The sequence below is a fragment of the Enterobacter sp. WPR_3_1 genome (genome assembly GCF_003635055.1).
GTDB classification, from domain to species: Bacteria; Pseudomonadota; Gammaproteobacteria; order Enterobacterales; family Enterobacteriaceae; genus Enterobacter; species Enterobacter ludwigii.
Window position 1 is genome coordinate 218,241 of the sequence record NZ_RBXU01000010.1, and the last position, 24,855, is coordinate 243,095.

Here is a 24,855-nt window from a genome sequence, read left to right on the forward strand (position 1 = left end):
GGCCCTCTCCCTCAGGAGAGGGTGAGGATGAGGGAATTACCCCTGCTCCCCCATCATCTCTTTCACCAGCTCTACGCAGCGCAGGAAACGGCTGTCGTAATCTGACTCCTCCACATGCACAAACTCCACGTTATTTTCGTGCAGCATGTCGATGAGCATGCTCTGGAACTCTTTTCTGTCGACGGAACTGCCGAGGCTGCGGATCCCGTCGGCAACCCACGGGGTGTTGTTTTCGAGCAAAATCACCAGGTCAAAGCGGTATTCGTCTATCAGCGCCTGCACAAACGGATGCTCGCGTCCCTCGTATTTTTTGCAAAACGCCTGGGTGGTGACGAAATCGGTATCAATGAAGGCCACTTTATTGGCGTATTTCACCGCGAAATCAATGTACTGCGCATGACCCAGCGCGATTTTATCGTAGTCGGAGTACTGCAACGCCATCTCGTCACCGCCCAGATGTGAGAAGACGTAATCACGCCCGTACTCCCACGCACTGGTGGTGTTAAAGATGTTGGCCAGCTTGTTGACCAGCGTCGATTTCCCGCTCGACTCGCCGCCCAGAATCGCAACGGTGCGCACAAAGAACGGTTTTACCTCGGTTGGGATGTAATCCCAGTAGCGGAACGGGTTTTCGCGGATCAGCGCCCCGCTGATGTTCATAAAGGTACGCTTTGGATCGATCAGCACGGTTTCAATGCCCAGATGCTCGCGGAACTGCGGCGCATCGGACTCTTCAGAGGTGTAGATCCAGTTCGGGGTGATCCCCTTTTCGTCCATGAACGCTTTGACGCCATTGCTCCACACATCCCAGCCGTGCGGATACGGCTCCATGCCCTCTTCATTAAAAGCATGAATACGAATGTTTTTCTGGTACTTAAAGGTCTGCAGCAGCCAGCGCAGGCGGTCCGGCACGGTCGGCTGCTGCGACATGGCGCTGTCCTCGAACAGCTGACGGTCGCGGGTTTCATCGTAACCCATGATGATATGCAGCTCGTCCACCTGGCTACAGGCACGCTGGATCAGATAGATGTGCCCGGTATGCAGCGGGTAAAACTTGCCAAATACCACGCCGACGTTCTTTTGCATACGCGGGAATTCAAGCCCCAGAAAGCGGTGCAACGCTTCCAGCTTTTGTGCGCTGGGGCTTTTGATTTTGGCGTTCAGCAGTTGGCTCAGGTAGCCTTTGGTCATGCCGCTGGCATCCGCCACCTGCTGCAGCGTGCAGCCTTTCTGGCGGATTGCGGTCTTGATGTAGTCAAATGATGACATAAATTACGGTGCCTCCTGCAAAATCGAATACGTAATTATAAGTCGTCAAAGACATTTAACGCATCTGCGAGTTTCTTCACGCCAAAGACCTGCATCCCTTCCGGGATTTTTTTCGGCACGTTGGCGGCGGGCACAATGGCGCGGCGAAAGCCGTGCTTCGCCGCCTCGGAGATGCGCTCCTGGCCGCTTGGCACCGGGCGGATCTCCCCGGCCAGACCCACTTCACCAAACACCACCAGGTCCTGCGGCAGCGGTCTGTCACGCAGGCTGGAGACCATTGCCAGCAGCAGCGCCAGATCCGCACTGGTCTCAGTGACTTTGACCCCGCCGACCACGTTGACGAACACGTCCTGATCCGCCATCTGCAGGCCGCCGTGGCGGTGCAGTACGGCCAACAGGATCGCCAGGCGGTTTTGTTCCAGGCCAACGGCCACACGCCGTGGGTTACCCATCATTGAGTGATCCACCAGCGCCTGAATTTCCACGAGCAGCGGACGCGTCCCTTCCCAGAGCACCATCACCGAGCTACCGGAGGTCACTTCATCGCCCCGGCTGAGAAAGATGGCAGACGGGTTGCTGACTTCACGCAGCCCCTGCTCGGTCATGGCAAACACGCCCAACTCGTTCACCGCACCAAAACGGTTTTTGTGGCTGCGCAACGTGCGGAAACGGGAATCGGCATCGCCGTCGAGCATGACGGAGCAGTCGATACAGTGCTCCAGCACTTTCGGCCCCGCCAGCGAGCCATCTTTCGTGACGTGGCCGACCATCACAATCGCCACACCGCGCGTTTTGGCAAAGCGCGTGAGATAGGCGGCGGTTTCACGCACCTGCGCCACGCTCCCCGGTGAAGACTGGATATCCGCCATGTGCATCACCTGAATGGAGTCGATAACCATCAGCTTCGGCTGCTCTTCTTCGGCAATCATGCAGATTTGCTCGATGCTGGTTTCCGAAAGCATGTTGAGGTTGCCGGTTGGCAGGCCAAGACGGTGCGCACGCATCGCCACCTGCTGCAGGGACTCTTCACCGGTGACGTACAGGGTTTTCATCTGTTCGGCGAGCTTGCAGAGCGTTTGCAACAGCAGTGTTGATTTACCCGCTCCCGGGTTACCGCCGATCAGGATCGCACTGCCCGGCACCACTCCCCCGCCGAGCACACGGTCAAACTCTTTGAATCCGGTCGAGAAACGCGGCAGCTCTTCGAGGCTAATATCCGAGAGCTTTTGCACTTTCGCGACACCGGCGTTGCCGGCATAACCGCTCAGGCGTTCATTGCGGGCCACGCTCGGCGAAGCCGCCACACCACGCACTTCGGTGATGGTGTTCCAGGCATGACAGGCGCTACATTGCCCCTGCCAGCGCGGATAATCCGCACCACATTCATTACAGACAAATGCGCGTTTTGGAGCTTTCGCCACGGTTTACCTCGTTATTTCTGATTCACGCTGCCGGAGAGAATGCAGAACACCCCCATCAGGTCAGCATGACGGATGGTGACTTCCGTCTTTTCATTCACTTTAGGCTTGGCATGGTAGGCAATGCCAAGGCCTGCCGCTTTGATCATCGGCAGGTCGTTCGCGCCATCACCGATGGCAACGGTCTGGACGACAGGAATTTCATATTTTTCCGCCAGACGGGTCAGGGTATTGGCTTTGTACTGGGCATCCACGATATCGCCGATCACCTGGCCGGTCAGCTTGCCGTCCATGATTTCCAGCTCATTCGCCACCACGGTGGTCAGGCGCAACGTGTCGCGAAGGTAGTCGGCGAAGAAGGTGAACCCGCCCGAGGCGATAGCCACTTTCCAGCCCAGCGTTTCTAACTTCAGCACCAGCTGCGTCAGCCCCGGCATTAACGGCAGCTCATCACGCACCTGGCGCAGGATGTTCGCGTCGGCCCCTTTCAGGGTCGCCACGCGCTGTCTCAGACTGGCGGTGAAATCCAGCTCGCCGCGCATCGCGCGTTCGGTCACATCGGCCACCAGCTCGCCGCTACCGGCAAGCCTGGCGATCTCGTCGATGCACTCGATCTGGATGGCGGTGGAATCCATGTCCATCACCAGCAGACCCGGCGTTTTCAGGTGTGGAATTTTGCCGAGAGGCGCCACGTCCAGGCCGGCATCATGCGCCAGGCGGGTCGCGCGCTGCGTCAGGGAACCTGCCAGGCGGATGACCTGATAATCCTCTACGCACCAGGCCGCCACGATGACCATCGCTGCACCCAGTTTGGTTTGATATTGGGTCAGGCGTTGCTTGTCCAGGCCGCGTCCGTACAGCAGCCAGCCGCTACGGCCAGCGTGGTAATCCAGAGGCATCACCTCATCACCACTTAAAGAGAGCGGCAATCCTGGCCATAAAGAGACATCCGTAGGCAGGTCGCACCAGGTAATGTTCGGCATTGAAGCTCCTGTGAATTCGTTCGCGCCGGAAGGTTCCAGAGGGAAAATAACGCATGAGGCTACCTTGTAACCATCACTTCTGGCAACATTAAGCCGTAAATTTTCAGCAGGTGGAATATGGCTCGCGCAAAACTGAAATTCCGACTTCATCGTGCCGTGATTGTCCTGATATGTCTCGCACTCTTGGTCGCGCTGATGCAAGGAGCATCGTGGTTCAGCCAGAATCACCAGCGGCAACGTAACCCGCAGTTTGAGGAACTGGCGCGTACTCTGGCGCGTCAGGTCACGCTCAACATCGCCCCGGTGATGCGCACCGAAACGCCGGACGAGAAGCGCATAGGTCAGATATTACGCCAGTTAACCGAAAACAGCCGCATTCTTGATGCCGGTGTCTACGACGAACAGGGCGACTTGATCGCCCGTGCCGGTGAGCACGTTGACGTCCGTGACAGGCTGGCGCTGGACGGCAAAAAAGCCGGCGGCTATTTCAATCAGCAGATCGTCGAACCCGTGCAGGGGAAAAATGGTCCGCTCGGGTATTTGCGCCTGACGCTCGACACCCACACCCTGCCCACAGAAGCAAAACAGGTGGACAACACCACCAATATTTTGCGCCTGATGCTGCTGCTCTCGTTGGCCATCGGTGTGGTGCTGGCACGCACGCTGCTGCAGGGTAAACGCACCCGCTGGCAGCAATCGCCTTTCCTCCTGACCGCCAGTAAATCGGTGCCCGAAGAGGACGAGGGCGATAAGAAAGAATAGTGATAAAGTAGGCTTACGATTCGGAAAAGGAACTTTGCCATGACGACGTTACGCCTGCTTATCTCTGACTCTCACGATCCCTGGTTCAATCTCGCGGTAGAAGAGTGCATCTTCCGTCAGATGCCAGCCACTCAACGGGTGTTATTTTTATGGCGCAACGCCGATACGGTGGTGATTGGCCGTGCGCAGAATCCCTGGAAAGAGTGTAATACCCGGCGTATGGAAGAGGATAACGTCCGCCTGGCGCGACGCAGCAGCGGCGGCGGCGCGGTATTTCACGACCTCGGCAATACCTGCTTTACCTTTATGGCGGGCAAACCTGAATACGATAAAACCATTTCCACCGCGATTGTGCTTAACGCCCTGACATCGCTGGGCGTGACTGCCGAAGCGTCAGGCCGCAACGATCTGGTCGTCAAAACCCCCGACGGGGATCGCAAAGTCTCCGGCTCCGCCTACCGTGAAACCCTGGACCGGGGATTCCATCACGGGACATTGTTGCTGAATGCCGACCTCAGCCGTCTTGCGAATTACCTTAATCCTGATAAGAAAAAGCTGCAGGCCAAAGGTATCACCTCCGTGCGAGGCCGTGTCGCCAACCTGATCGAATTACTGCCGGGCATCACCCACGAACAGATCTGCGATGCTATCCGCGAAGCGTTTTTCGATCACTACGGTGAGCGGGTCGAAGCCGAAGTGATCTCCCCGGATAACACCCCTGACCTGCCAAACTTTGCAGAAACCTTTGCCCGTCAGAGCAGCTGGGAGTGGAACTTTGGTCAGGCGCCGGCCTTCTCGCACCTGCTGGACGAGCGCTTCACCTGGGGCGGCGTGGAGCTTCATTTTGACGTGGAAAAAGGCCACATTACCCGGGCGCAGGTCTTTACGGACAGCCTGAACCCTGCGCCGCTGGAGGCGCTGGCCAGCCGCTTACAGGGCTGCCTGTATCGTGCCGACACGGTGCAGCTGACATGTGAGGCGTTACGTGGCGAGTTCCCCGATCAGGCAATCGAGCTGGGCGAGCTTTCTGCCTGGCTTTCGCAGGCCGTACGCTAAACTATGTTGCCCGGCGTGCTTCGCCGGGTGAGTGATGTAACCTGTTTACGCGATAACCTCTTATTCTTATTTTTTAAGCAGGCTTCAGGGATCCAGCCTGCCCCATCTTATTAAAAAATATTATATTATCGTCGGGAAGGGCATTGAATGCTTCCCGGCCTTACGAAAACCGCTAATAACTTTCAATAATAAATTGAACAATAAAAGCGGAAATATGCCCGTAAAATGCGTGAAAATATTCACACCATCTATGCTTTTATATTTTCATTACTGCCCGTTTAGAAATTCTAAATACACCATTTAGAGCAGCCACAATATACTACTGCCCGTGGTTACACCCATATATAAAACCTATTGATTACATTACTAGTCGACAGCTCTATAATTTCTCTTCGTTAAGGAACAACAATGAAAAAAATTCTTCTTGTCGCGGCCATCGCTGCGGCAACGTCCATGACCGCAGCCCATGCGGCTAACACCGCCGTCATGAAAGTGCAAGGCAAACTGACCAACGCGTCATGTACTCCTACAATGAGCAACGGCGGCGCAGTGGATTATGGCAAAATATCAATGGGCTCACTGAGCGCGACTGAGGATAACCAGCTCGGCCAGCGTGATATCACCATGACAATTACCTGTAATTCTGCGACCAAAGTCGGCTGGACAATGTACGACAACCGCAAAGACAGTCTGGCTGACGGCCATTATATTGAAGTCGATGATTCTGCCGTTGATGGCAGCTCGACATTCAGCCCCCAGTACACAAGCGGTTTAGGTTTTACCAAAGAAGGTCAGAAGATTGGCGGATGGTCAGTGTATACCAACCTGCCATATGTCACGGTAGACGGCGCACCTGCTGATGCGATTACCGCGGGAGGCACTAATCTGACTAAATGGAAAAAAAATACGACGGGTCGTCTTGTTCTGGATGACTACGAAACCATGTCCGTCGCCAAACCGGGTGAACTCGTGCCGATGGCCTTTACCGAAGCCGTATTCCCAATGAAAGTCTCCATGGCAATCAGGAATACCAACAGACTGAGCATTACCGAAGATACCGAACTGGATGGTCAGGCGACCATTACGCTGAAATACCTCTAATTAAATTATCGCTCAGGCGATAACGTATCTCTGACGGCGAATTTAATTCGCCGTTTTTTATTCCTTTATTCATACTGCATCCATCATATTATTCGCAAGACGTAAATACATACATGATTGTATTTACAGCCCTTAATTAAACTCACAACCGAGTGTAGAATTTCTCATTTCACAAATAACTCTGACCATTAATAGAATTCCCGCGCTTGTGAATCAATACGTTAATTACACGCACACAAGAAAATGTCCACTTTTTGGTTAAGGAATAACAGTGAAAAAACTTCTTCTCGCCACTCTGATTGCCGTGGCTTCTCACGCTGCGCTCGCCGACTCTACCGTTGTGATGAAGGTGAAGGGCAAAATGAATAATGCGTCCTGTACGCCTGAATTAAGCAATGGCGGTTCTATCGATTTTGGCACCATTGCCCTGGATCAACTTTCGCCTACCCAGACGAATCAGATGGGTCAAAAGGACATGTCGTTAACCATTACCTGCCCTTCAGCGACCAAAGTGGCCTGGAGCATCGCGGACAATAAAGAAGATACCAATGCGGCAAATGACCTGACGTCCAGCCAGTTCTACATCCGCGATGCGGCGGATAACGGGGGTGATGCCTGGGGCGCTGGTACGACCTATGGCGTTGGCACCACGGCGGCGGGCGAAAAGATTGGGGCGTATGCCATCGCAACGCGCGTGAATGAAATTACCGCCAATGGTCTTCCGGCTCAGGCCATTTATGCCCCGGCGTACGTCAACAGCAATGGCGAATACATGTGGCGTAACCTGAGTACCGGTATTATTGCCAACGGTAACGCAGAAATTATGACGGCGACCACCCCAGGCAAATCTTCTCCGCTGGCGATTACCAACGTCGTCTTCCCGTTTAAAGTCTCGATGGCCATTGTGAATACCGATCGCCTGACCACGACCGATGAAGCTCAACTGAGCGGCGAAACCACCATTACGCTGGTTTATCTCTGATACGTTAAGGTCATGTTTTCTTTTCTCCGGCGGGATATTCCGCCGTTTTAAAGCAGAATATAAATCCATTCATATCTGATTGTAATGACTTAATAAAATCTCAATGTGCTCGTTAGAAAATCTAATTATTGCATTCTGTGAATCATTAATAGAATCAGCGGCGCTTGTTATTTAACACGTGTATTCATGCAAGCACTTTGCGGACTAAAAATATCTTTTTTAGTCACTCTCTTTCAGGTTAAGGAATAACAATGAAAAAGCTTCTTCTTACCACCGTGCTATCCATGGCGGCAACAGCCGTTTGCGCAGAACCGACCGCCATGCTCAAAGTACAGGGCTCACTGACCAGCGCAGGCTGCGTGCCGGAAATCAGCAACGGGGGTCTGGCCAACTTCGGTGAAATCGGTCTGGACTCCCTCTCCTCCAGCGTGCCATATCAGGCAGGCCATAAAGATGTCACCCTGACCATCAAGTGCCAGTCCGCCACACGCGTGGGCTGGACGCTTCACGACGATCGCGCGGACTCCAACGCCGGTGCCAGCCTGCCAGCTAACCAGTTCCACGTGGATAACGCTACCGCAAACGGTGGCCAGGCATCTGGCTCCAGCCAACTGAACGGCGTAGGTAAAACCAGCGCCGGCGAGAACATCGGTGCGTATGCCATTTCTACCTACCTGACCTCCGTTACCGCAGACGGCGCGGCGGTACAGCCTATCGCGGCTACCCTGTATACCGGCGGCACGATCAGCAGCAGAAGCTGGATGAACATGTGGACCAGCGGCATCCTCTCCAACGATGGCACCGACGTCATGACCGTTTCCAAAAGCGGCCAGCGTGCACCTTTAGCCTTCATGAGCGCGGCATTCCCGCTGAAGATTGCGCTGGCCGTAGCCCCAAGCGACAAGCTGACCCTGACCGACAAAACCGAGCTTGAAGGCCAGTCAACGATCACCCTGGTTTACCTCTAATCCAGCCCCCTGACGCAAAACTCTCCAGTTACATGGGGAGTTTTTTTCCTGACCAGCGAATGAAACCCACTATGTCTACGATCCACACATCAACACGTTTGATCTGCTCACTGTGCCTCGCCCTTCCGGCTTCGCTTTTTGCCGCCGGAATGGTGCCTGAAACCACCCTGCTGCTGATTGACGAAGCGAACCACGGCGGCGTCATGAGCGTGAAAAACACCGACAGCATTCCCACCCTGCTTTACACCTCCATCCGGGATATCGGGGGCGACCAGGGGGTAAAACTCAACGTCACCCAGCCGGTGGTGCGCCTCGAGCCAGGCCAGGAGCAACAGGTTCGCTTTATTCTTGAAACCGACAAACCGCTTAGCGTTGAACAGTACAAACGCGTGGTGTTCGAAGGTATTCCGCCCAAGAGCACGGATAAAAACGTGAAGGTCGGGATCAACCTGCGTCAGGATTTACCGGTCCTGATCCATCCCAAAGATCTGCCGGTGGTCACCGACGCCTGGAAATTACTGACCTGGTCAGTCACCGGGAAAGAGGTCAAGGTGCAGAATCCGTCCGCCTACGTGGTCCGTTTCTCCACCTCTGTCACCTTACTGCCTTCGCATACGGAAGGTCTGGTCAACAAGACGTTTATCCTGCCGGGAGAGACCATGACGGTGCAGACCGACACCCCGGTTAATGGCACCGATAACGCCATTGAGTTCAATCCGGCCAGCCGCTACGGGATTGAAGTTGAGAGCTTTACCGCTTCCCTGACGCGCCAGTAAGACAGGGATGTTTTGGTGATTGAGTTCTCTTTGCGTAATCAGACGCTTCGCGCCGCCATACTGGGGGCTTTGACTTTGCCCGCCCAGTCGGTATCGGCGGCCGGTATGGATTTTAATACCGATATTCTGGCGACCCGCGGTATTAGCACCAACCTCGCCCACTACTTCTCCCAGGCCCAGCGATACCTGCCGGGGCCGCATGCCGTGCAGGTAAAAATTAACGGTGTCGATAAAGGTACGCTTGCGATCCGCGTGGGAGAGGAAGGGCAACTGTGTCTGGATGATGACTTTACCCGTGCGGCAGGTCTTCTCCCGCTGAATATCGATGCAAAAGAGCCCTGCCATAATCTTCTGCAAGATTACCCGACGGCCACCGTCACGCTGCTGCCCAACGCGGAGTCGCTTGAGATTTATGTTCCCGCAGAGGCGATGGACAATGGTTTTTATGCCGCGAAATACTACGCGCACGGCGGTGCGGCGGGTCTTATCAATTACAGTGCGTTCAGCAACTACAACGAGTACGGCAGCGGCGGAAACAGTACCTTTTCCCAGGGCAATATTGGCGCCGGTCTCAACGTGGCGAACTGGACGCTGCGCAGCAACTTTATCCTGACCGACGATAACGGAACCCGCAGCACAGAGAATCTCTATACCTACGCGGAACACGTCTTCGAAGAACGGAAACTTCGCATTCAGGCGGGGCAGATTAACGTCAACTCGGCGCTGTTCAGTGGCGCACAAATTAATGGCGTACAGTTCATGCCGGAAACGGGCCTGCAACCGAATATTCCGGCGACGACCATTTCCGGCATCGCCCGCACCAACCAGGCGCGCGTTGACGTTCGTCAGTCCGGGCAGGTTATCTACTCTTCGCTGGTGAATGCCGGTCCGTTTACTCTGACCGATGTCCCGGTGGTGCGTGGCAACATGGATTTGGACATCAGCGTGGTCGAAACCGACGGTTCCACCACGACGTTTACGGTTCCCTCCTCCTCACTGAACGTGAGCGGGATGACGCGCACTGAAGGGCTCAGCGTCTCGTTGGGTAAAGTTCGCGATACCGGGGATGAACAAGGGTCGCCCTGGGTATTTAATTTTTCTGACGGAACCCGGTTTACGCCCCAGCTCACCGGCGTCACGGCGGGCGTGCTGGCAGAGCAGTATCAGGCCCTCGGGGCGATGCTGGAATGGTCGCCAGCCGAATACTGGCTGCTTTCTCCCAGCGTTCAGATGAGCCGCGCGCAGTTCTACGGTCAACAAAATGGCCGCAAGATAGAATTGCAAAGTCACCTTTCCCTGCCCGAGCAACTCACGCTTGGGGTCAGCGCATCAACCTACAGCACCGGCTACCGGGAGTTAAACGAGGCGATGGACGCTGAATCCCAGCGCTATCAAAGCGCCTGGAATACCAGCCTCAACTGGAACAACGCGTGGGTTGGCTCGCTTTCATTCCAGTACAGCGAGAATGCCGGGGATGAAGAGAGCAGTAGCTCCCGCTACCTGATGGTCTCCTGGGGCAAGAGTCTGGGGCACACGTCGCTCTCAGTGAACTGGCAGCACGCCCTCAGCAGCAGTGAGACGGAGAAGGGCGGCACAAGTGATGGCGACCTGCTCTATCTTAATCTGGTCATTCCGTTTGGCACTGAGCGCATCAGTACCTATATGCGCAGCCAGGGTGAAAAACAAAACCTCGGTATTCAGGATAGCGGATCGTGGGGTCAAAACACCAATTACAACCTCTCGGTCGATCGCGACAATCAGGACAAGACCCAGTCGTTTAACGGCAATGTCAGCACCAACCTGCACTACGCACAGCTGGGCATGGCCGCAGGGCTGAATGACGGGAACCAGCATAATTACAGCACCTCCCTCAGCGGCGGCATCGCCCTGCATGGTCATGGCATTACGTTTGCACCCTACCCGATTAAAGACACCTTTGGCATTGCGCGATTAAGCGAGCCGGAAAGCGGTATTCAAATCACCACGCCCGATGGAACCGTCTGGACCGATGCGTGGGGACAAGCCGTGGTGCCGGGTCTGCGCGAGTGGCAAACCTCTCAGATTGTCATTGATGCCAGCTCCCTGCCACAGGGAATGGATTTATCGAACGGGATACAGACCGTTTCCGCAGCTTACGGCTCATTCGCGCAGGTGGATTTCCACGTGCTGAACACGCGTCGTCTAATGCTGAGCGTGAAACGCCCTGACGGGTCATGGCTCGCCAGAGGGCTTAGCGTGGTGGATAAAGACAGCCGTTATATCGTCAGCGTAATGGATAACGGCAGCGTGTTTATTCCCGACGCCACGGATGCGCCCGCCCTGTATGTGGTGGACGACAACATGGCAAAAATTTGCCACATCACGTATTCGCTCAGCGAAGACAAAAATACCGAGTCCTATTACGAAAAAGCAGAAGGAATGTGCCAGTGAAAACCTGTTATTCCCTTTTATTCGCGGCGTTTGCCAGCATGATTTTGCTCTTCTCCGCACGCGCGTCCAGTGAAGAGTGTCAGGTTACGTTTTCGCAGCCTGTTGTCTCGTTTGGACAACTCAAACCGTCGGATATCGCCGCCTCGCAGAAGAACTGGAACCGAATGCCGGCCAAAGAAATTACGGCCAACGTTTTCTGCCCGGAGCCGAGAGTGATGGCCTTGTTTGTACAGTCCACTGCCGGCGTCAACGGGGGGGTTCTCTTTGGTCAGGACGGGCGACTGGCCATTATTGCCGACAGTATGGTGGTTGACGGGCATGCCTGCACGCTGGCGAAAACGACGGACCGTATCGGTTTTACGCCCTCCTCCAGCCCGACGCAACGCGCGTTTATCAAAAATAATGAAGGTCTCGTTGCCCGGCAAAATGCCGCGCCGGTGCGGGGTAAACACATGAGCTTCACCCTTAAGATTGTTCCCGTCATTAATAACAGCCAGCTTCGTCATGTTGCTGACAATACCCTTCTTGAGAGCAATATGGCCTGGGAATTATTAACACAGGAATAACCCCATTCACGCGTCAGGTACCTGCCTGCGTGAAGCGTAGAAAAGCACTACCGTTACAAATACTGACGGGTTAATACCCCGCAATGTCATGCTTTTTATTTATGTTAAGGATTAACAATGAAAAAATGTTTACTCGTTGTCGCGCTGGCCCTGGCGGCCACATCCGCACACGCGGGCGATACCGCCGTACTGAAAGTCAAAGCCTCGCTTGCCGGTGCCTCGTGTGTACCGGAGCTGAGCAATAATGGCGTGATCGATTTTGGCAGGATTCAGATTGGCGATTTGTCGCAAACCCAGGCTACGCAGCTGGGCGAAAAAGGGGTGATGCTGACGATCAACTGCCCAACGCCAACAAAGGTGGGCTGGAGCATTGCGGATAACCGTACCGATTCCAACGCCAGCACGGGCAGCAGCAGTAACCTGAAGGTGAAAAACGCCAATGCTAACGGCGGTGAGCTTCGCGGTGCGATGAGCACCTTTGGGCTGGGCAAAACGCACGATGGTAAAAACATCGGCGCGTACTCCATTTACACCACGCCAGGCGATGTGACGGCGAACGGCAATAACGCTGAGCCTATCCGTACGGCCGTGACCGCGGGAGCGGGCGTGAGCCGCTGGCAGAAAGCCAACGGTGGTACCATCGCCAATAAAGATTTGGGTCTGATGAGCGTTGCACCGGCGGGCAAAAACGACCCGATGGCGGTCACCAGCGTCTCTTTCCCGCTGAACGTGTCGCTGGCGGTCGAGAATCTGAAGAATCTGTCTTTAACGGAAGATACGGAGTTTGACGGTCAGGCGACCATCAGCGTGGTGTATTTGTAACCGGGAAGAGCATGCCGGGCAGCGAACGCCGCCCGGCAGTACAACATTACTCTTTGTCGCCCAGCAGAACGGATTCCAGCGCGATTTTGATCATGTCGTTGAAGGTGGTCTGACGCTCAGCAGCGGTCGTCTGCTCGTGCGTACGGATATGGTCAGACACGGTGCAGATGGTCAGTGCTTTCGCGCCAAACTCAGCCGCAACACCGTAGATCCCAGCCGCTTCCATTTCCACACCCAGGATGCCGTACTTTTCCATCACGTCGAACATCTCGCCGCCGTCTGGTGCATAGAACAGGTCAGCAGAGAACAGGTTACCCACGCGTGCGTCTACGCCCAGCGCTTTTGCGGCGTCAACCGCGTTACGCACCATGCCGAAGTCAGCGATGGCGGCAAAGTCGTGGTCTTTGAAACGCATACGGTTAACTTTAGAGTCCGTGCACGCGCCCATGCCGATAACCACATCACGCAGCTTAACGTCCATACGTACTGCACCGCAGGAGCCTACGCGAATGATTTTCTTCACGCCGAAATCGGTGATCAGCTCTTTGGTGTAGATGGAGCAGGATGGGATACCCATACCGTGACCCATCACGGAGATTTTGCGGCCTTTGTACGTACCGGTGAAGCCCAGCATGCCGCGAACGTTGTTCACTTCACGCACGTCTTCGAGGAAAGTTTCTGCAATGTGCTTCGCGCGCAGCGGGTCGCCCGGCATCAATACGACGTCAGCGAAATCACCCATTTCGGCATTAATGTGAGGAGTTGCCATCTTCAGTTCCTTTTATCGTGTTTTTGCCGGGTGGCGGCGGCGCCTGCCCGGCCTGCATGGTGTTCTCCCTCTCCCGGAGGGAGAGGGGATACGCCCGGATGTGTTTAGAACATGGCCTTGCCATATTCCATGTCGGACGTACCAAAGTATTTCGCAATAGTCTGACCGATATCGGCGAAGGTTTCACGGTGGCCCAGTGAGCCAGGTTTCACTTTCGGGCCGTACACCAGCACAGGAATGTGCTCGCGCGTGTGATCGGTACCGGTCCAGGTTGGGTCGCAGCCGTGGTCGGCGGTCAGGATCAGAATGTCATCTTCCCCCACCAGCTCCATCAGCTCCGGCAGACGGCGGTCAAACAGTTCCAGTCCCGCGGCATAACCGGCCACGTCACGACGGTGGCCCCAGGAGGAGTCGAAGTCCACGAAGTTGGTGAAGACGATAGTCTTGTCACCCGCTTCTTTCATCTCTTTGATGGTGGCGTCAAACAGCGCATCCAGACCAGTGGCTTTCACTTTTTTGGTGATACCGCAGTTGGCATAGATGTCTGCAATTTTCCCCACGGACACCACGTGGCCGTCTTTCTCGTCAACCAGCTTCTGCAGTACGGTCGGTGCCGGTGGTTCAACGGCCAGGTCATGACGGTTACCGGTGCGCTGGAAGTTACCCGCTTTATCACCGATAAACGGACGTGCAATCACGCGACCGATGTTATAGCCGCCTTCGGTCAGCTCTTCACGTGCGATTTCGCACAGCTCGTAAAGCTTATCCAGGCCAAAGGTCTCTTCGTGGCAGGCAATCTGGAACACGGAGTCGGCAGAGGTGTAGAAAATCGGCTTGCCGGTTTTCATGTGCTCTTCACCGAGTTCGTCCAGAATCACGGTACCGGAAGAGTGGCAGTTACCGAGGTAGCCCGGCAGATTGGCACGCTTAACCAGCTTGTCCAGCAGCTCCTGCGGGAAGCTGTTCTCGTGATCGGAGAAGTAACCCCAGTCGAAGAGAACCGGCACGCCGGCGATTTCCCAGTGGCCAGACGGGGTATCTTTACCGGAAGAGAGCTCGTGCGCCCAGGCGTACGCGCCTACCACTTCCGCATTGCCGTCCATACCGGCTGCAATTTTACCGGTAGAACCTTCATGGGCTTTCACCAGACCCAGACGGGTCAGGTTTGGCAGAGTCAGAGGGCCTTTACGACCGTTGTCCGCTTCGCCTTTCGCACAGGCTTCAGCGATGTGACCCATGGTATCGGAACCCACGTCACCAAAACGTTCTGCATCTTCGGTTGCGCCGATGCCGAATGAGTCCAGCACCATAATAAATGCACGTTTCATAATTGTTCTCCGTACGTAGTGCTTCAAAAATTATCGATCAGATCAGTATACCGCTATTCGGTGATACGGCGATAGACAGTCGGTGTGCTTTGCGGTGCTTTATCATCAAGCGTAATGGCCGCTTTCACCGCCTTCGCCGCTTCCTGCCAGCTGGCTTCATCTTTCGCGTGGATCACGGCCAGCGGACGTTGACCATCGACGCTGTCACCCAGACGCGCCATATCGGTAAAGCCGACGCTGTAATCAATGGTGTCCGAGGCCTGACGACGACCGCCGCCCATCGACACGACCGCCATGCCGAGCGCGCGCGTATCCATCGCCGAGACAAAGCCTTCGGTATCGGCGTAGACCGCTTTGCTGAGCGTCGCCGTTGGCAGGTATTTCGCGTAGTGTTCAACGAAGTCGGTCGGGCCTTTCTGCGCTGCTACCATGCGGCCGAAGATCTCTGCCGCTTTGCCGTTATCCAGCACCGCCTGAAGTTTGGCGCGTGCGTCGGCATCATCGCTGGCGAGCTTGCCGGAGATCAGCATCTCCACGCACAGGGCCATGGTGACATCGAGCAGACGCGGGTTCCGGTATTCACCGGTGAGGAACTGCACGGCTTCACGCACTTCCACGGCGTTGCCTGCGCTGGACGCCAGCACCTGGTTCATGTCCGTCAGCAGGGCGGTAGTACGCACGCCCGCTCCGTTGGAGACGCCCACAATGGCTTCTGCCAGCGCCGCGGAAAGTTCATAGGTCGGCATAAATGCGCCGCTGCCCACTTTCACATCCATGACCAGCGCATCCAGGCCTTCCGCCAGTTTCTTGGCGAGGATAGAGGCGGTAATCAGGGGAATAGAGTCAACGGTCGCGGTGATATCGCGGGTCGCGTAGAAGCGCTTGTCGGCAGGAGCAAGAGAGCTGGTCTGGCCGATAATCGCCACACCAACGTCTTTAATAATGTCGCGGAAGCGATTGTCATCCGGGAAGATATCGAAGCCCGGGATGGCTTCCAGTTTGTCGAGCGTACCGCCGGTATGTCCCAGGCCACGCCCGGAGATCATGGGGATATAACCACCACAGGCCGCCACCATTGGGCCCAGCATCAATGACGTCACGTCACCTACACCGCCGGTTGAGTGTTTATCCACAATCGGGCCGTTGAGGTTCAGGCTTTTCCAGTCCAGAACGGTTCCTGAATCTCGCATCGCCATGGTCAGCGATACACGCTCAGGCATCGACATATCGTGGAAGAAAATGGTCATCGCCAGAGCAGCAATCTGCCCTTCAGAGATGGTGTTATCACGAATGCCATTGATAAAGAAGCGGATCTCTTCGTCGCTTAATGCATGACCATCACGTTTTTTACGAATAATTTCTTGTGCGAGAAACACGGTAACCCCCGAGAAAACAGGTTAAATGCGGCGGATGGCCCGCCGCAGGATAAAAATCAGTAGCTGCTTGCGCTCTTACCGTCGCCGTGACCCAGCGCTTTCAGCAGGCTCGCCAGCAGGCTGGATGCACCAAAGCGATAGTGACGGGAATCCGCCCACGCCGGGCCGAACAGTTCGTCGGCAATCGCCAGGAACTGCTGCGCATCTTCAGCCGTGCGCACGCCGCCCGCAGGTTTGAAGCCTACGGTTTTTTCCACGCCCATATCACGGATCACTTCCATCATGATGCGCGCGCTTTCCGGCGTTGCGTTCACCGGCACTTTACCGGTAGAGGTTTTGATGAAATCCGCACCCGCGTTGATGGAGATTTCAGACGCTTTACGGATCAGCGCTTCTTCTTTCAGCTCACCGGTTTCGATGATCACTTTCAGCAGCACGTTTGCCGCAGCACAAGCGTCTTTACACGCTTTCACCAGGTCAAAACCAACCTGCTCGTTACCGGCGATCAGCGCACGGTACGGGAATACCACGTCCACTTCGTCAGCACCGTACGCGATGGCCGCGCGGGTTTCAGCCAGCGCAATCTCGATGTCGTCATTGCCGTGCGGGAAGTTAGTCACGGTTGCAATGCGTACATCCGGCGTGCCCTGCTCTTTCAGCGTCTTACGGGCAATGGGGATAAAGCGCGGGTAGATACAGACGGCTGCAGTGTTCCCGACGGGCGTTTTCGCCTGATGGCACAGGGCGATGACTTTCTCATTGGTGTCGTCATCATTCAGGGTGGTCAGGTCCATCAGTTTCAACGCGCGCAGGCTGCTTGCAGTTAAATCGGTCATAACATTCTCCAACGGCATCGCCGTATAAATTTCACCTTGCGGTCTGTGACTATTCTAACATTCAGCCGCACTTACACTTCGACATTCATCACAGTTAATGAAAACTGCGTACAAATTTGCATTACTGTAATGAGATGAACTTCAAATTTTACTGCTGTCGCTGCTGATTAAAGCAGCGATACCCGGTGTGGGATCAAAAGTCCCCCCGGGATGACTTCCTACAATTCGGTCATCATCCGCAGAACCATAAAGGAAGCGAATATGTCCCACGCCAGCCCTCACGCACTGCAACAACGTTGCCAGCAAATTGTGACAAGCCCGGTATTGACCCCCGAGCAAAAACGTCATTTTCTGGCGCTGGAAGCGGAGAACCATCTTCCCTACCCCGCGCTGCCTCAGGCCGCTCGCACCGCGCTGGAAGAGGGATTTATCTGCGACATGTTCGAAGGCCATGCGCCTTATAAACCGCGCTATGTTCTGCCTGATTACGCCAGATTCCTCGCCAACGGCTCGGCATGGCTGGAACTGGAAGGGGCAAAGGATCTGGATGACGCGCTCTCACTGCTGACCATCCTGTACCACCATGTTCCTTCTGTCACATCGATGCCGGTCTTCCTCGGTCATCTTGATGCATTACTGCAACCGTATGTTAATATTCTAACACAAGAAGAAATCGATAGCCGAATAAAACGTTTCTGGCGCTATCTCGACAGAACGCTTCCGGATGCGTTTATGCATGCCAATATTGGTCCGGCGGACACGCCCGTTACCCGCGCGATTTTACGCGCTGATGCAGAGCTGAAGCAGGTCGCACCGAATCTGACCTTTATTTATGATCCCGATATCACGCCAGACTCGCTGCTGCTCAGGGTGGCCGAAAACCTCTGTGAATGCAGCAAACCCCATATTTCTAACGGCCCGGTGAATGATAAAATTTTCACAAAAGGCCGTTATGGCATCGTGAGTTGTTACAACTCCCTGCCGCTGGCAGGCGGCGGCAGCACGCTGGTGCGCCTGAACCTGAAGGCCATTGCCGAACATAGCGACTCGCCCGAAGACTTTTTTAGCCGTACGTTGCCCCACTACTGCCAGCAGCAACTGGCCGTCATCAATGCCCGCTGCGAGTTCCTGTATCAAAAATCCGGCTTCTTTGAGAATAGCTTCCTCGTCAAAGAGGGACTGATTGATCCCGACCGCTTTGTGCCGATGTTCGGCATGTACGGCCTGGCCGAAGCGGTGAACGTGCTGTGTGAGAAAGCGGGTTCCCCGGGCCGTTACGGTAAAGACGACCAGGCCAACGCGCTGGGGTATCGCATCAGCGAGCAGCTCGCGGCGTTTGTTGAAAACACGCCGGTGAAATACGGCTGGAAAAAGCGTGCGATGCTGCATGCCCAGTCCGGAATAAGCTCTGATATCGGTACGACGCCGGGCGCGCGGTTGCCTTACGGGGAGGAGCCGGACCCGATTAGCCACCTGCTGAGCGTGGCGCCACACCACAAGCACTATCACGCCGGGATTAGCGACATCCTGACGCTGGACGAGACGGTCAAACGCAACCCGCAGGCCGTGGTGCAACTGTGTCTGGGTGCGTTCAACGCGGGAATGCGGGAGTTCACCGCCAACGTGGCCGGTAACGATCTGGTACGCGTGACCGGATATATGGTGCGGTTGTCCGACCTGGAGAAATACCGTGAAACAGGGTCACGCACTAACACCACCTGGCTTGGAGAAGAAGCCGCCCGACACACCCGCATCCTGGAGCGCCAGCCACGCGTGATAAGCCATGAACAGCAGATGCGCTTTAGTTAGTCAGGTGATCCCCTTCTCCTGCGTGGACGGGCCGGGCAGCCGCCTGGCTCTGTTTCTCCAGGGGTGCAACCTGCGCTGCAAAACCTGCCACAATCCGTGGACCATCGGACGCTGCAACGACTGCGGCGACTGCGTACCCCACTGTCCGCACGATGCACTGAATATACAGGCCGGGCGGGTCTGGTGGCAGGAGAGTCAGTGTCAGCAGTGTGATACCTGCCTGCATTTGTGCCAGCAGCAGGCAACGCCAATGGCGCACCGTTTTAGCGTCGACGAGATCCTCACTCAGCTCTCTAAATCCGCACCCTTTATTGAAGGCATTACCGTGAGCGGCGGTGAAGCGACAACGCAGCTACCGTTCCTGGTGGCGCTCTTCACGGCGATCAAAGCCGATCCCGCCCTGCAACACCTGACGTGCCTGGTGGACAGCAACGGTCTGTTAGGGGAAACCGGCTGGCAAAAACTGCTGCCGGTATTCGACGGGGCAATGGTGGATTTGAAGGCCTGGGGGAACGAACACCATCGCTTCCTGACCGGACGCGAAAATCCGCAGATTAAGCACAGTATCCGCTGGCTGGCACACCACCAGCGGCTGGCGGAACTGCGATTACTGGTGATCCCGGAGCAGTGTGATTATCTGGAGCATCTCAAAGCACTGACGGCGTTTATCCACGCGTTGGGCAATGTCCCGGTACGCATTAACGCCTTTCATGCTCACGGCGTTTACGGTGAAGCGGCGTCCTGGCGCAGCGCCACGCCCGAAGATATTGAGCCGCTGGCGCGGGCGCTGGAACAACAGCAAATCGTGGTGATCCGACCGGCGCTTTATCTATAACGTAATACCAAATACCGCGCGGGTATTCTCCAGCAGGGCATGCGCAATCACCTCTTCCGGCTCCTCGCGCAGCTCACAGAGCGTGTCAAAGACCCGAGCGGCCTGCTCCGGGCGATTTGGCTGCCCCTGAAAACCGTTGAGCGGCATATCCGGTGCGTCGGTTTCCAGTAATAATGCTTCGAGCGGCAGCTGCGCCATCACATCGCGGGTTTTACTGGCGCGTGGATAGGTGATGGTACCCCCGACGCCAATTTTATAGCCCAGCGCAATAAAGCGCTGCGCCTGCTGCAGGCTCCCTGAAAAACCGTGCACAACGCCCCTTCGCGGAAGATCGATACGCTTCAGATGCATTGCCAGTTTGTCATGGGTTCGACGGGAGTGAAGGATCACCGGCAGATCGTGGCGCTTCGCCAGACGCAGCTGCGCATCAAGGATCGTCTGCTGGCGCGCAAACTGCGGATCGTCGCGATAGAGATCGAGGCCGATCTCACCGATGGCGACGAGTTTGTCGCCAGCCGTCTGCACAATGGCGTCCAGCGCGTCGATATGCTCATCAAGATGGTGTTCAATCACAATGGGATGCAGGCCGAGCGCGGCGTACAGCGCCTGGTGCCGCCTTGAGAGATCCAGTACCCGCTCAAAGTATGCCGCTTCAACCGCCGGCACAATTATCGCCTCTACGCCGGCTTGTGCAGCTCGCGTGATGCTTTGCTCTTCATCCCCCGTAAACGGTGGAAAATCAAAATGACAGTGGGTATCGATAAACCGGTACGTCACGCCAGATCCTCATTATCTAACAATGCGTCATTCGCCTGCGGAGCATCCACCAGCGGCATCGCCAGCGCATCATTCGCCACCACCGCCGGTGGGGTAATAATGGCTTTATGACGATGTATAGGCGGTTGTTCAGCCAGCAGTTTGCCTATTGTCGCCAGGAAGTAACGTCCGCACAGACGCCCCGTTTTGTAATCGGTACGCAGCGCAGGAACGCGGCTGCCCAGCGCCATGCTGACCAGCGGTTTAGGCGGATAAATTTCAAATATACGCAACTTACCCGGCGGTTTTTCAATAAAGCGCTGCATAGCGCCGTAGGTCGTTTCATGCTGCTTCGCGATGTTGACCAGGTGTTGCAGGCTGCTGTCGCCTAACCAGCGCTCCATGCGTTTAAACCATTGCGGGGTATAGTACATTTGCGACGGGACGGTGCGGATCACCACAATGGTGTTTGCCCCGCGTCGCGCAGCTTCCTGTACCGGCACCGCGTCACTGATGCCGCCGTCCAGATAGCTGATGCCGTCCAGCAGTGCGCCGGAACGATAGAAACCGGGAATGGCGCTGGAGGCGCGAATGATATCCAGCCAGTTCTCTTTTTGAGGAGAGAAATACCCCGGCGTGTAGTCATCACCACGGCTGGCGCACATCCAGAACTCTTTTCCGCTGTCGAACAGGCGCGCCGCCGTATCCATTGCCAGCGGCATCTGGCTTGAGGTCGAATCCAGTAGCCAGTCGAGGTCAATCAGGTTCCCGCCGCGCACAAAGCGCACCGGGTTGAAAAATTCTTTCGCCGTGGTGTAGCGCATGATCACTTTTCGCGCGTAGCCGGGCTGGTTACAGACATAAGCAGAGAGGTTTTGCGCCCCGGCAGAGGTCCCGAAGTACAGGTCAAACGGGTTGAATTGCGCGCGCATAAACTCGTCCAGCACACCGGCCGTAAAAATGCCGCGCTGTCCGCCACCTTCACACACCAGCGCAAGCGGGCCTGCGCGAAACGGCTTTAACGCCAGCGGCGCAATATTGCCGAGCGTAACGGGAATTCGTTGCCCCACCTCTGCTTTCCTGTTTTCATTTTTCTGTTATGACACAGTAGCGCACCCGACCAGCGACTGAAACAAGAAAAAGCCAGTCACGAGGACTGGCTTTTTTTTGTTGAAGGAATATTGCGTTTGCTACGGACGTCGACGACCCGTAAACAGGCTGACCAGGAACAGAATAATACCCACGACAAAGACAATTTTTGCTGCCCATGCCGCTGTACCTGCCAGACCACCAAAGCCCAATGCGGCGGCAATTAACGCGATAACCAGAAATATAATGCCCCAACGAAACATAAGCTTCTCCTTTACCATAGTTAATGTCGGCCGCTAAATGTGAGCGCGCTCAGGTCACTCACCGGCGATTTTCCAGAGTCATTTTTATTTCGCCCGCTGACGTTAGCCAGACGGGCGAATGGTGCAGATTTACTTCGTTTTCAGATCGTTTTTAACGCTTTTAACACCATCGATCGCTTTCGCGATGGACTCGGCGCGCTCACTTTGCGCCTGAGAATCGACCGTACCGGAAAGCTGAACCACGCCATCGGTGGTTTCCACTTTCACTTTACGAGATGGCACGATGTCATCTGCTAAAAGTTTAGCTTTGATTTCGCTGGTGGTGGCTGCATCTCCGGCATACCCTTTCACCGACGCGTTTTTGCTGTCCCGAACGTGCAGTTTGTCGCTCACGGACGCTACACCTTCAACACCCTTCGCCACTTTTACCGCCTGTTCGGCCTGGGCCTGGCTTTCTACAAAACCACTCAGGGTGACAACTTTCTTGTCAGTTTTAACGGAAATATCGGTGCTCTTGATAGCTTCATCATCCACCAGTGCGGCTTTCACTTTTGCTGTGATTGAGCTGTCATCCATGAAATTACCGACTTTATTCATAGAGCTATCGATTTTTTGCCCTGCGGTATCGGCGGTGGACTGCGCTTTATCCATAGTGCTGGTTTCAGCCAGAGCAGAACCACTTACCAGGATGCTACCCAGTGTCACAGCCAGCAGAGTTTTAGAAATCTTCAGTCTTGTCATATTCATCGATGTATTCCTGTGTATACCCGTCATTCGGGCGACATACTTCCCTAATTGCTAGTTTTATATATTGCGAATGAACACACGGGCAAAATGGAGAACCCAAAGTCATGCATTGAACAGTTAATTCATCCACGCCCGGTGTTAAACACTGAGTTAAATATAGATCACTCTCACAGTGCCGCTTTCAGATTTGGGTAAAAAACGAACAAAATACGCGAAATAATGTTGAATTAAGAACATTCCGCAAGAGATTAATAAGACAGGAAATAAAGAAGAGCACGGCGATTGCCGTGCTCTGAGAGGGGATCAATGTTCGCGCGTTTTGCGGAACTGGACATCAGGATAACGTTCCTGAGTCAGGTTCAGGTTGACCATGGTTGGGGCGATATACGTCAGGTTATCACCGCCATCCAGCGCCAGCTGCACTTCGTTCTTACGTTTAAATTCTTCGAATTTCTTCACGTCAGAACACTCTACCCAGCGCGCGGTCGCCACGTTAACCGATTCATAGATCGCTTCCACGTTGTACTCGCTCTTCAGACGCGCAACGACCACGTCGAACTGCAGCACACCGACAGCGCCTACGATCAGATCGTTGTTAGCGATTGGGCGGAACACCTGGACAGCGCCCTCTTCGGAAAGCTGAACCAGCCCTTTCAGCAGCTGTTTCTGCTTCAGCGGATCGCGCAGGCGAATACGACGGAACAGTTCCGGTGCGAAGTTTGGAATACCGGTGAATTTCATCATTTCACCCTGGGTGAAGGTATCGCCGATCTGAATCGTACCGTGGTTGTGCAGACCGATGATGTCGCCCGGATAGGCCTCTTCAACGTGCGAACGGTCGCCCGCCATAAAGGTCAGCGCGTCGGAGATCACCACATCTTTACCGATACGTACCTGACGCAGCTTCATGCCCTTTTCATACTTACCGGACACCACGCGCATAAAGGCGACGCGGTCACGGTGTTTCGGGTCCATGTTGGCCTGAATTTTAAAGACGAAACCGGTGAACTTCTCTTCTTTCGCTTCCACTTCACGGGTGTCAGTTTTACGTGACATCGGTTGTGGCGCCCACTCCACCAGGCCGTCAAGCATATGGTCAACGCCGAAGTTACCCAGCGCGGTACCAAAGAAGACCGGGGTGATTTCACCGCTCAGGAACAGCTCTCTGTCGAATTCGTGAGATGCACCTTGAACCAGCTCCAGCTCGTCACGCAGCTGCGCGGCCAGCTCTTCACCCACAGCCGCATCCAGCTCCGGGTTATCCAGACCTTTTACGATACGGACTTCCTGAATGGTATGGCCTTTACCGGTCTGGTAGAGATAGGTTTCGTCTTTATAAAGGTGGTAGACACCCTTGAACAGCTTGCCGCAGCCAATGGGCCAGGTGATAGGCGCACAGGCAATTTTCAGCTCGTTTTCCACTTCATCCATCAGCTCCATCGGGTCGCGGATGTCACGGTCGAGTTTGTTCATAAAGGTGAGGATCGGCGTATCGCGCAGACGGGTAACTTCCATCAGCTTACGGGTACGATCTTCTACCCCTTTCGCGGCGTCGATGACCATCAGACAGCAGTCCACCGCCGTCAGCGTACGGTAGGTATCTTCCGAGAAGTCTTCGTGCCCCGGGGTATCCAGCAGGTTGACCAGGCAATCATGATACGGGAACTGCATCACGGAGGTGGTAATGGAAATACCACGCTGCTTTTCCATCTCCATCCAGTCAGATTTTGCATGCTGGTTGGAACCACGACCTTTTACGGTACCCGCAGTCTGAATCGCCTGTCCGAACAGTAACACCTTCTCGGTGATGGTCGTTTTACCGGCATCCGGGTGAGAGATAATGGCAAAAGTACGGCGCCTGGCCACCTCTTGCAGATAAGGAGACAACGTCATAATGAAATCTTCTATATAAGC

The 24,855-nt window shown here is 55.1% G+C and carries 23 protein-coding genes; 11 read left to right on the plus strand and 12 right to left on the minus strand.

The genetic code is table 11. From position 1 onward, the window contains the following. Positions 1 to 36 precede the first annotated feature (36 nt). Genes nadR through serB form a run of 3 tightly spaced genes read right to left on the minus strand, consistent with a single transcriptional unit; the run spans position 37 to position 3,670 of the window. Positions 37 to 1,269 (minus strand): multifunctional transcriptional regulator/nicotinamide-nucleotide adenylyltransferase/ribosylnicotinamide kinase NadR, encoded by a 1,233-nt coding sequence (gene nadR / locus BJ887_RS12625; protein ID WP_014168543.1) that lies wholly within the window; start codon positions 1,267 to 1,269, stop codon positions 37 to 39. Between the two features lie 35 nt (positions 1,270 to 1,304). Next, the gene (radA, locus tag BJ887_RS12630) at positions 1,305 to 2,690 is read right to left on the minus strand and encodes a DNA repair protein RadA (RefSeq protein ID WP_014168542.1); all 1,386 of its coding nucleotides are present in this window, start codon (positions 2,688 to 2,690) and stop codon (positions 1,305 to 1,307) included. An 11-nt stretch (positions 2,691 to 2,701) separates the two neighbouring features. Next, positions 2,702 to 3,670 (minus strand): phosphoserine phosphatase, encoded by a 969-nt coding sequence (gene serB, locus BJ887_RS12635; protein WP_020885272.1) that lies wholly within the window; start codon positions 3,668 to 3,670, stop codon positions 2,702 to 2,704. A gap of 117 nt (positions 3,671 to 3,787) precedes the next feature. Between serB and BJ887_RS12640 the strand changes: the two genes are divergently transcribed. The 9 genes from BJ887_RS12640 to BJ887_RS12680 all read left to right on the plus strand — a co-directional run bounded on the left by BJ887_RS12640 (position 3,788) and on the right by BJ887_RS12680 (position 13,133). After that, positions 3,788 to 4,432: a YtjB family periplasmic protein gene (locus BJ887_RS12640; protein WP_121339933.1), complete on the plus strand. Its 645-nt coding sequence runs from the start codon at positions 3,788 to 3,790 to the stop codon at positions 4,430 to 4,432. A 39-nt stretch (positions 4,433 to 4,471) separates the two neighbouring features. Beyond that, the gene (gene lplA / locus BJ887_RS12645; protein WP_014168539.1) at positions 4,472 to 5,488 is read left to right on the plus strand and encodes a lipoate--protein ligase LplA; all 1,017 of its coding nucleotides are present in this window, start codon (positions 4,472 to 4,474) and stop codon (positions 5,486 to 5,488) included. A gap of 408 nt (positions 5,489 to 5,896) precedes the next feature. Further along, on the plus strand, positions 5,897 to 6,589 hold the full coding sequence (locus BJ887_RS12650; protein WP_121339934.1) for a DUF1120 domain-containing protein: 693 nt from the start codon (positions 5,897 to 5,899) through the stop codon (positions 6,587 to 6,589). Positions 6,590 to 6,860: 271 nt separating this feature from the next. After that, positions 6,861 to 7,571 carry a DUF1120 domain-containing protein gene (locus tag BJ887_RS12655; protein ID WP_047743362.1) on the plus strand — a complete coding sequence of 237 codons (711 nt, stop codon included), beginning with the start codon at positions 6,861 to 6,863 and terminating at the stop codon, positions 7,569 to 7,571. A 251-nt stretch (positions 7,572 to 7,822) separates the two neighbouring features. Next, positions 7,823 to 8,539 (plus strand): DUF1120 domain-containing protein, encoded by a 717-nt coding sequence (locus BJ887_RS12660; RefSeq protein WP_079231430.1) that lies wholly within the window; start codon positions 7,823 to 7,825, stop codon positions 8,537 to 8,539. A 71-nt stretch (positions 8,540 to 8,610) separates the two neighbouring features. After that, positions 8,611 to 9,315 (plus strand): fimbria/pilus chaperone family protein, encoded by a 705-nt coding sequence (locus BJ887_RS12665; RefSeq protein WP_044867940.1) that lies wholly within the window; start codon positions 8,611 to 8,613, stop codon positions 9,313 to 9,315. A 15-nt stretch (positions 9,316 to 9,330) separates the two neighbouring features. After that, a complete protein-coding gene (locus tag BJ887_RS12670; protein ID WP_121339935.1) occupies positions 9,331 to 11,745 on the plus strand; it encodes a fimbrial biogenesis usher protein in 2,415 nt (804 codons plus the stop codon). Beyond that, positions 11,742 to 12,311 carry a hypothetical protein gene (locus BJ887_RS12675; protein ID WP_229216842.1) on the plus strand — a complete coding sequence of 190 codons (570 nt, stop codon included), beginning with the start codon at positions 11,742 to 11,744 and terminating at the stop codon, positions 12,309 to 12,311. Before BJ887_RS12670 ends, BJ887_RS12675 begins: the two co-directional genes overlap by 4 nt. A gap of 117 nt (positions 12,312 to 12,428) precedes the next feature. After that, on the plus strand, positions 12,429 to 13,133 hold the full coding sequence (locus BJ887_RS12680; RefSeq protein WP_068795231.1) for a DUF1120 domain-containing protein: 705 nt from the start codon (positions 12,429 to 12,431) through the stop codon (positions 13,131 to 13,133). 46 nt (positions 13,134 to 13,179) lie between these two features. Here BJ887_RS12680 and deoD read toward each other — a convergent pair whose 3' ends face one another. The 4 genes from deoD to deoC all read right to left on the minus strand — a co-directional run bounded on the left by deoD (position 13,180) and on the right by deoC (position 17,442). Beyond that, positions 13,180 to 13,902 carry a purine-nucleoside phosphorylase gene (deoD, locus tag BJ887_RS12685; RefSeq protein ID WP_013095492.1) on the minus strand — a complete coding sequence of 241 codons (723 nt, stop codon included), beginning with the start codon at positions 13,900 to 13,902 and terminating at the stop codon, positions 13,180 to 13,182. 104 nt (positions 13,903 to 14,006) lie between these two features. Beyond that, entirely contained in the window at positions 14,007 to 15,230 is a 1,224-nt protein-coding gene (gene deoB / locus BJ887_RS12690) for a phosphopentomutase (protein WP_020885280.1), read from the minus strand. A gap of 53 nt (positions 15,231 to 15,283) precedes the next feature. After that, entirely contained in the window at positions 15,284 to 16,606 is a 1,323-nt protein-coding gene (gene deoA / locus BJ887_RS12695) for a thymidine phosphorylase (RefSeq protein ID WP_020885281.1), read from the minus strand. A gap of 56 nt (positions 16,607 to 16,662) precedes the next feature. Next, entirely contained in the window at positions 16,663 to 17,442 is a 780-nt protein-coding gene (gene deoC / locus BJ887_RS12700; RefSeq protein ID WP_020885282.1) for a deoxyribose-phosphate aldolase, read from the minus strand. 261 nt (positions 17,443 to 17,703) lie between these two features. Here deoC and BJ887_RS12705 point away from each other — a divergent pair, with 261 nt between their 5' ends. Both BJ887_RS12705 and BJ887_RS12710 read left to right on the plus strand, forming a co-directional pair. Then, positions 17,704 to 19,251: a YjjI family glycine radical enzyme gene (locus BJ887_RS12705; RefSeq protein WP_121339937.1), complete on the plus strand. Its 1,548-nt coding sequence runs from the start codon at positions 17,704 to 17,706 to the stop codon at positions 19,249 to 19,251. Further along, positions 19,226 to 20,086: a YjjW family glycine radical enzyme activase gene (locus tag BJ887_RS12710; RefSeq protein ID WP_121339938.1), complete on the plus strand. Its 861-nt coding sequence runs from the start codon at positions 19,226 to 19,228 to the stop codon at positions 20,084 to 20,086. The genes BJ887_RS12705 and BJ887_RS12710 overlap by 26 nt, the downstream gene beginning before the upstream one ends. On the opposite strand, the gene BJ887_RS12715 is transcribed toward BJ887_RS12710, so the two are convergent. The 5 genes from BJ887_RS12715 to prfC form a co-directional block, all read right to left on the minus strand. Then, positions 20,081 to 20,863, minus strand: a complete 783-nt coding sequence (locus tag BJ887_RS12715) for a TatD family hydrolase (RefSeq protein ID WP_047356946.1) — start codon at positions 20,861 to 20,863, stop codon at positions 20,081 to 20,083. The two genes, BJ887_RS12710 and BJ887_RS12715, sit on opposite strands and share 6 nt — an antisense overlap. Further along, a complete protein-coding gene (locus tag BJ887_RS12720) occupies positions 20,860 to 21,912 on the minus strand; it encodes a patatin family protein (RefSeq protein WP_020885286.1) in 1,053 nt (350 codons plus the stop codon). The genes BJ887_RS12715 and BJ887_RS12720 overlap by 4 nt, the downstream gene beginning before the upstream one ends. A 120-nt stretch (positions 21,913 to 22,032) precedes the next feature. Next, positions 22,033 to 22,194: a DUF1328 domain-containing protein gene (locus BJ887_RS12725; RefSeq protein WP_003856556.1), complete on the minus strand. Its 162-nt coding sequence runs from the start codon at positions 22,192 to 22,194 to the stop codon at positions 22,033 to 22,035. Between the two features lie 129 nt (positions 22,195 to 22,323). Further along, positions 22,324 to 22,941 carry a molecular chaperone OsmY gene (gene osmY / locus BJ887_RS12730; protein WP_020885287.1) on the minus strand — a complete coding sequence of 206 codons (618 nt, stop codon included), beginning with the start codon at positions 22,939 to 22,941 and terminating at the stop codon, positions 22,324 to 22,326. Positions 22,942 to 23,244: 303 nt separating this feature from the next. After that, a complete protein-coding gene (gene prfC / locus BJ887_RS12735; RefSeq protein WP_014168520.1) occupies positions 23,245 to 24,834 on the minus strand; it encodes a peptide chain release factor 3 in 1,590 nt (529 codons plus the stop codon). Positions 24,835 to 24,855: the final 21 nt, after the last annotated feature.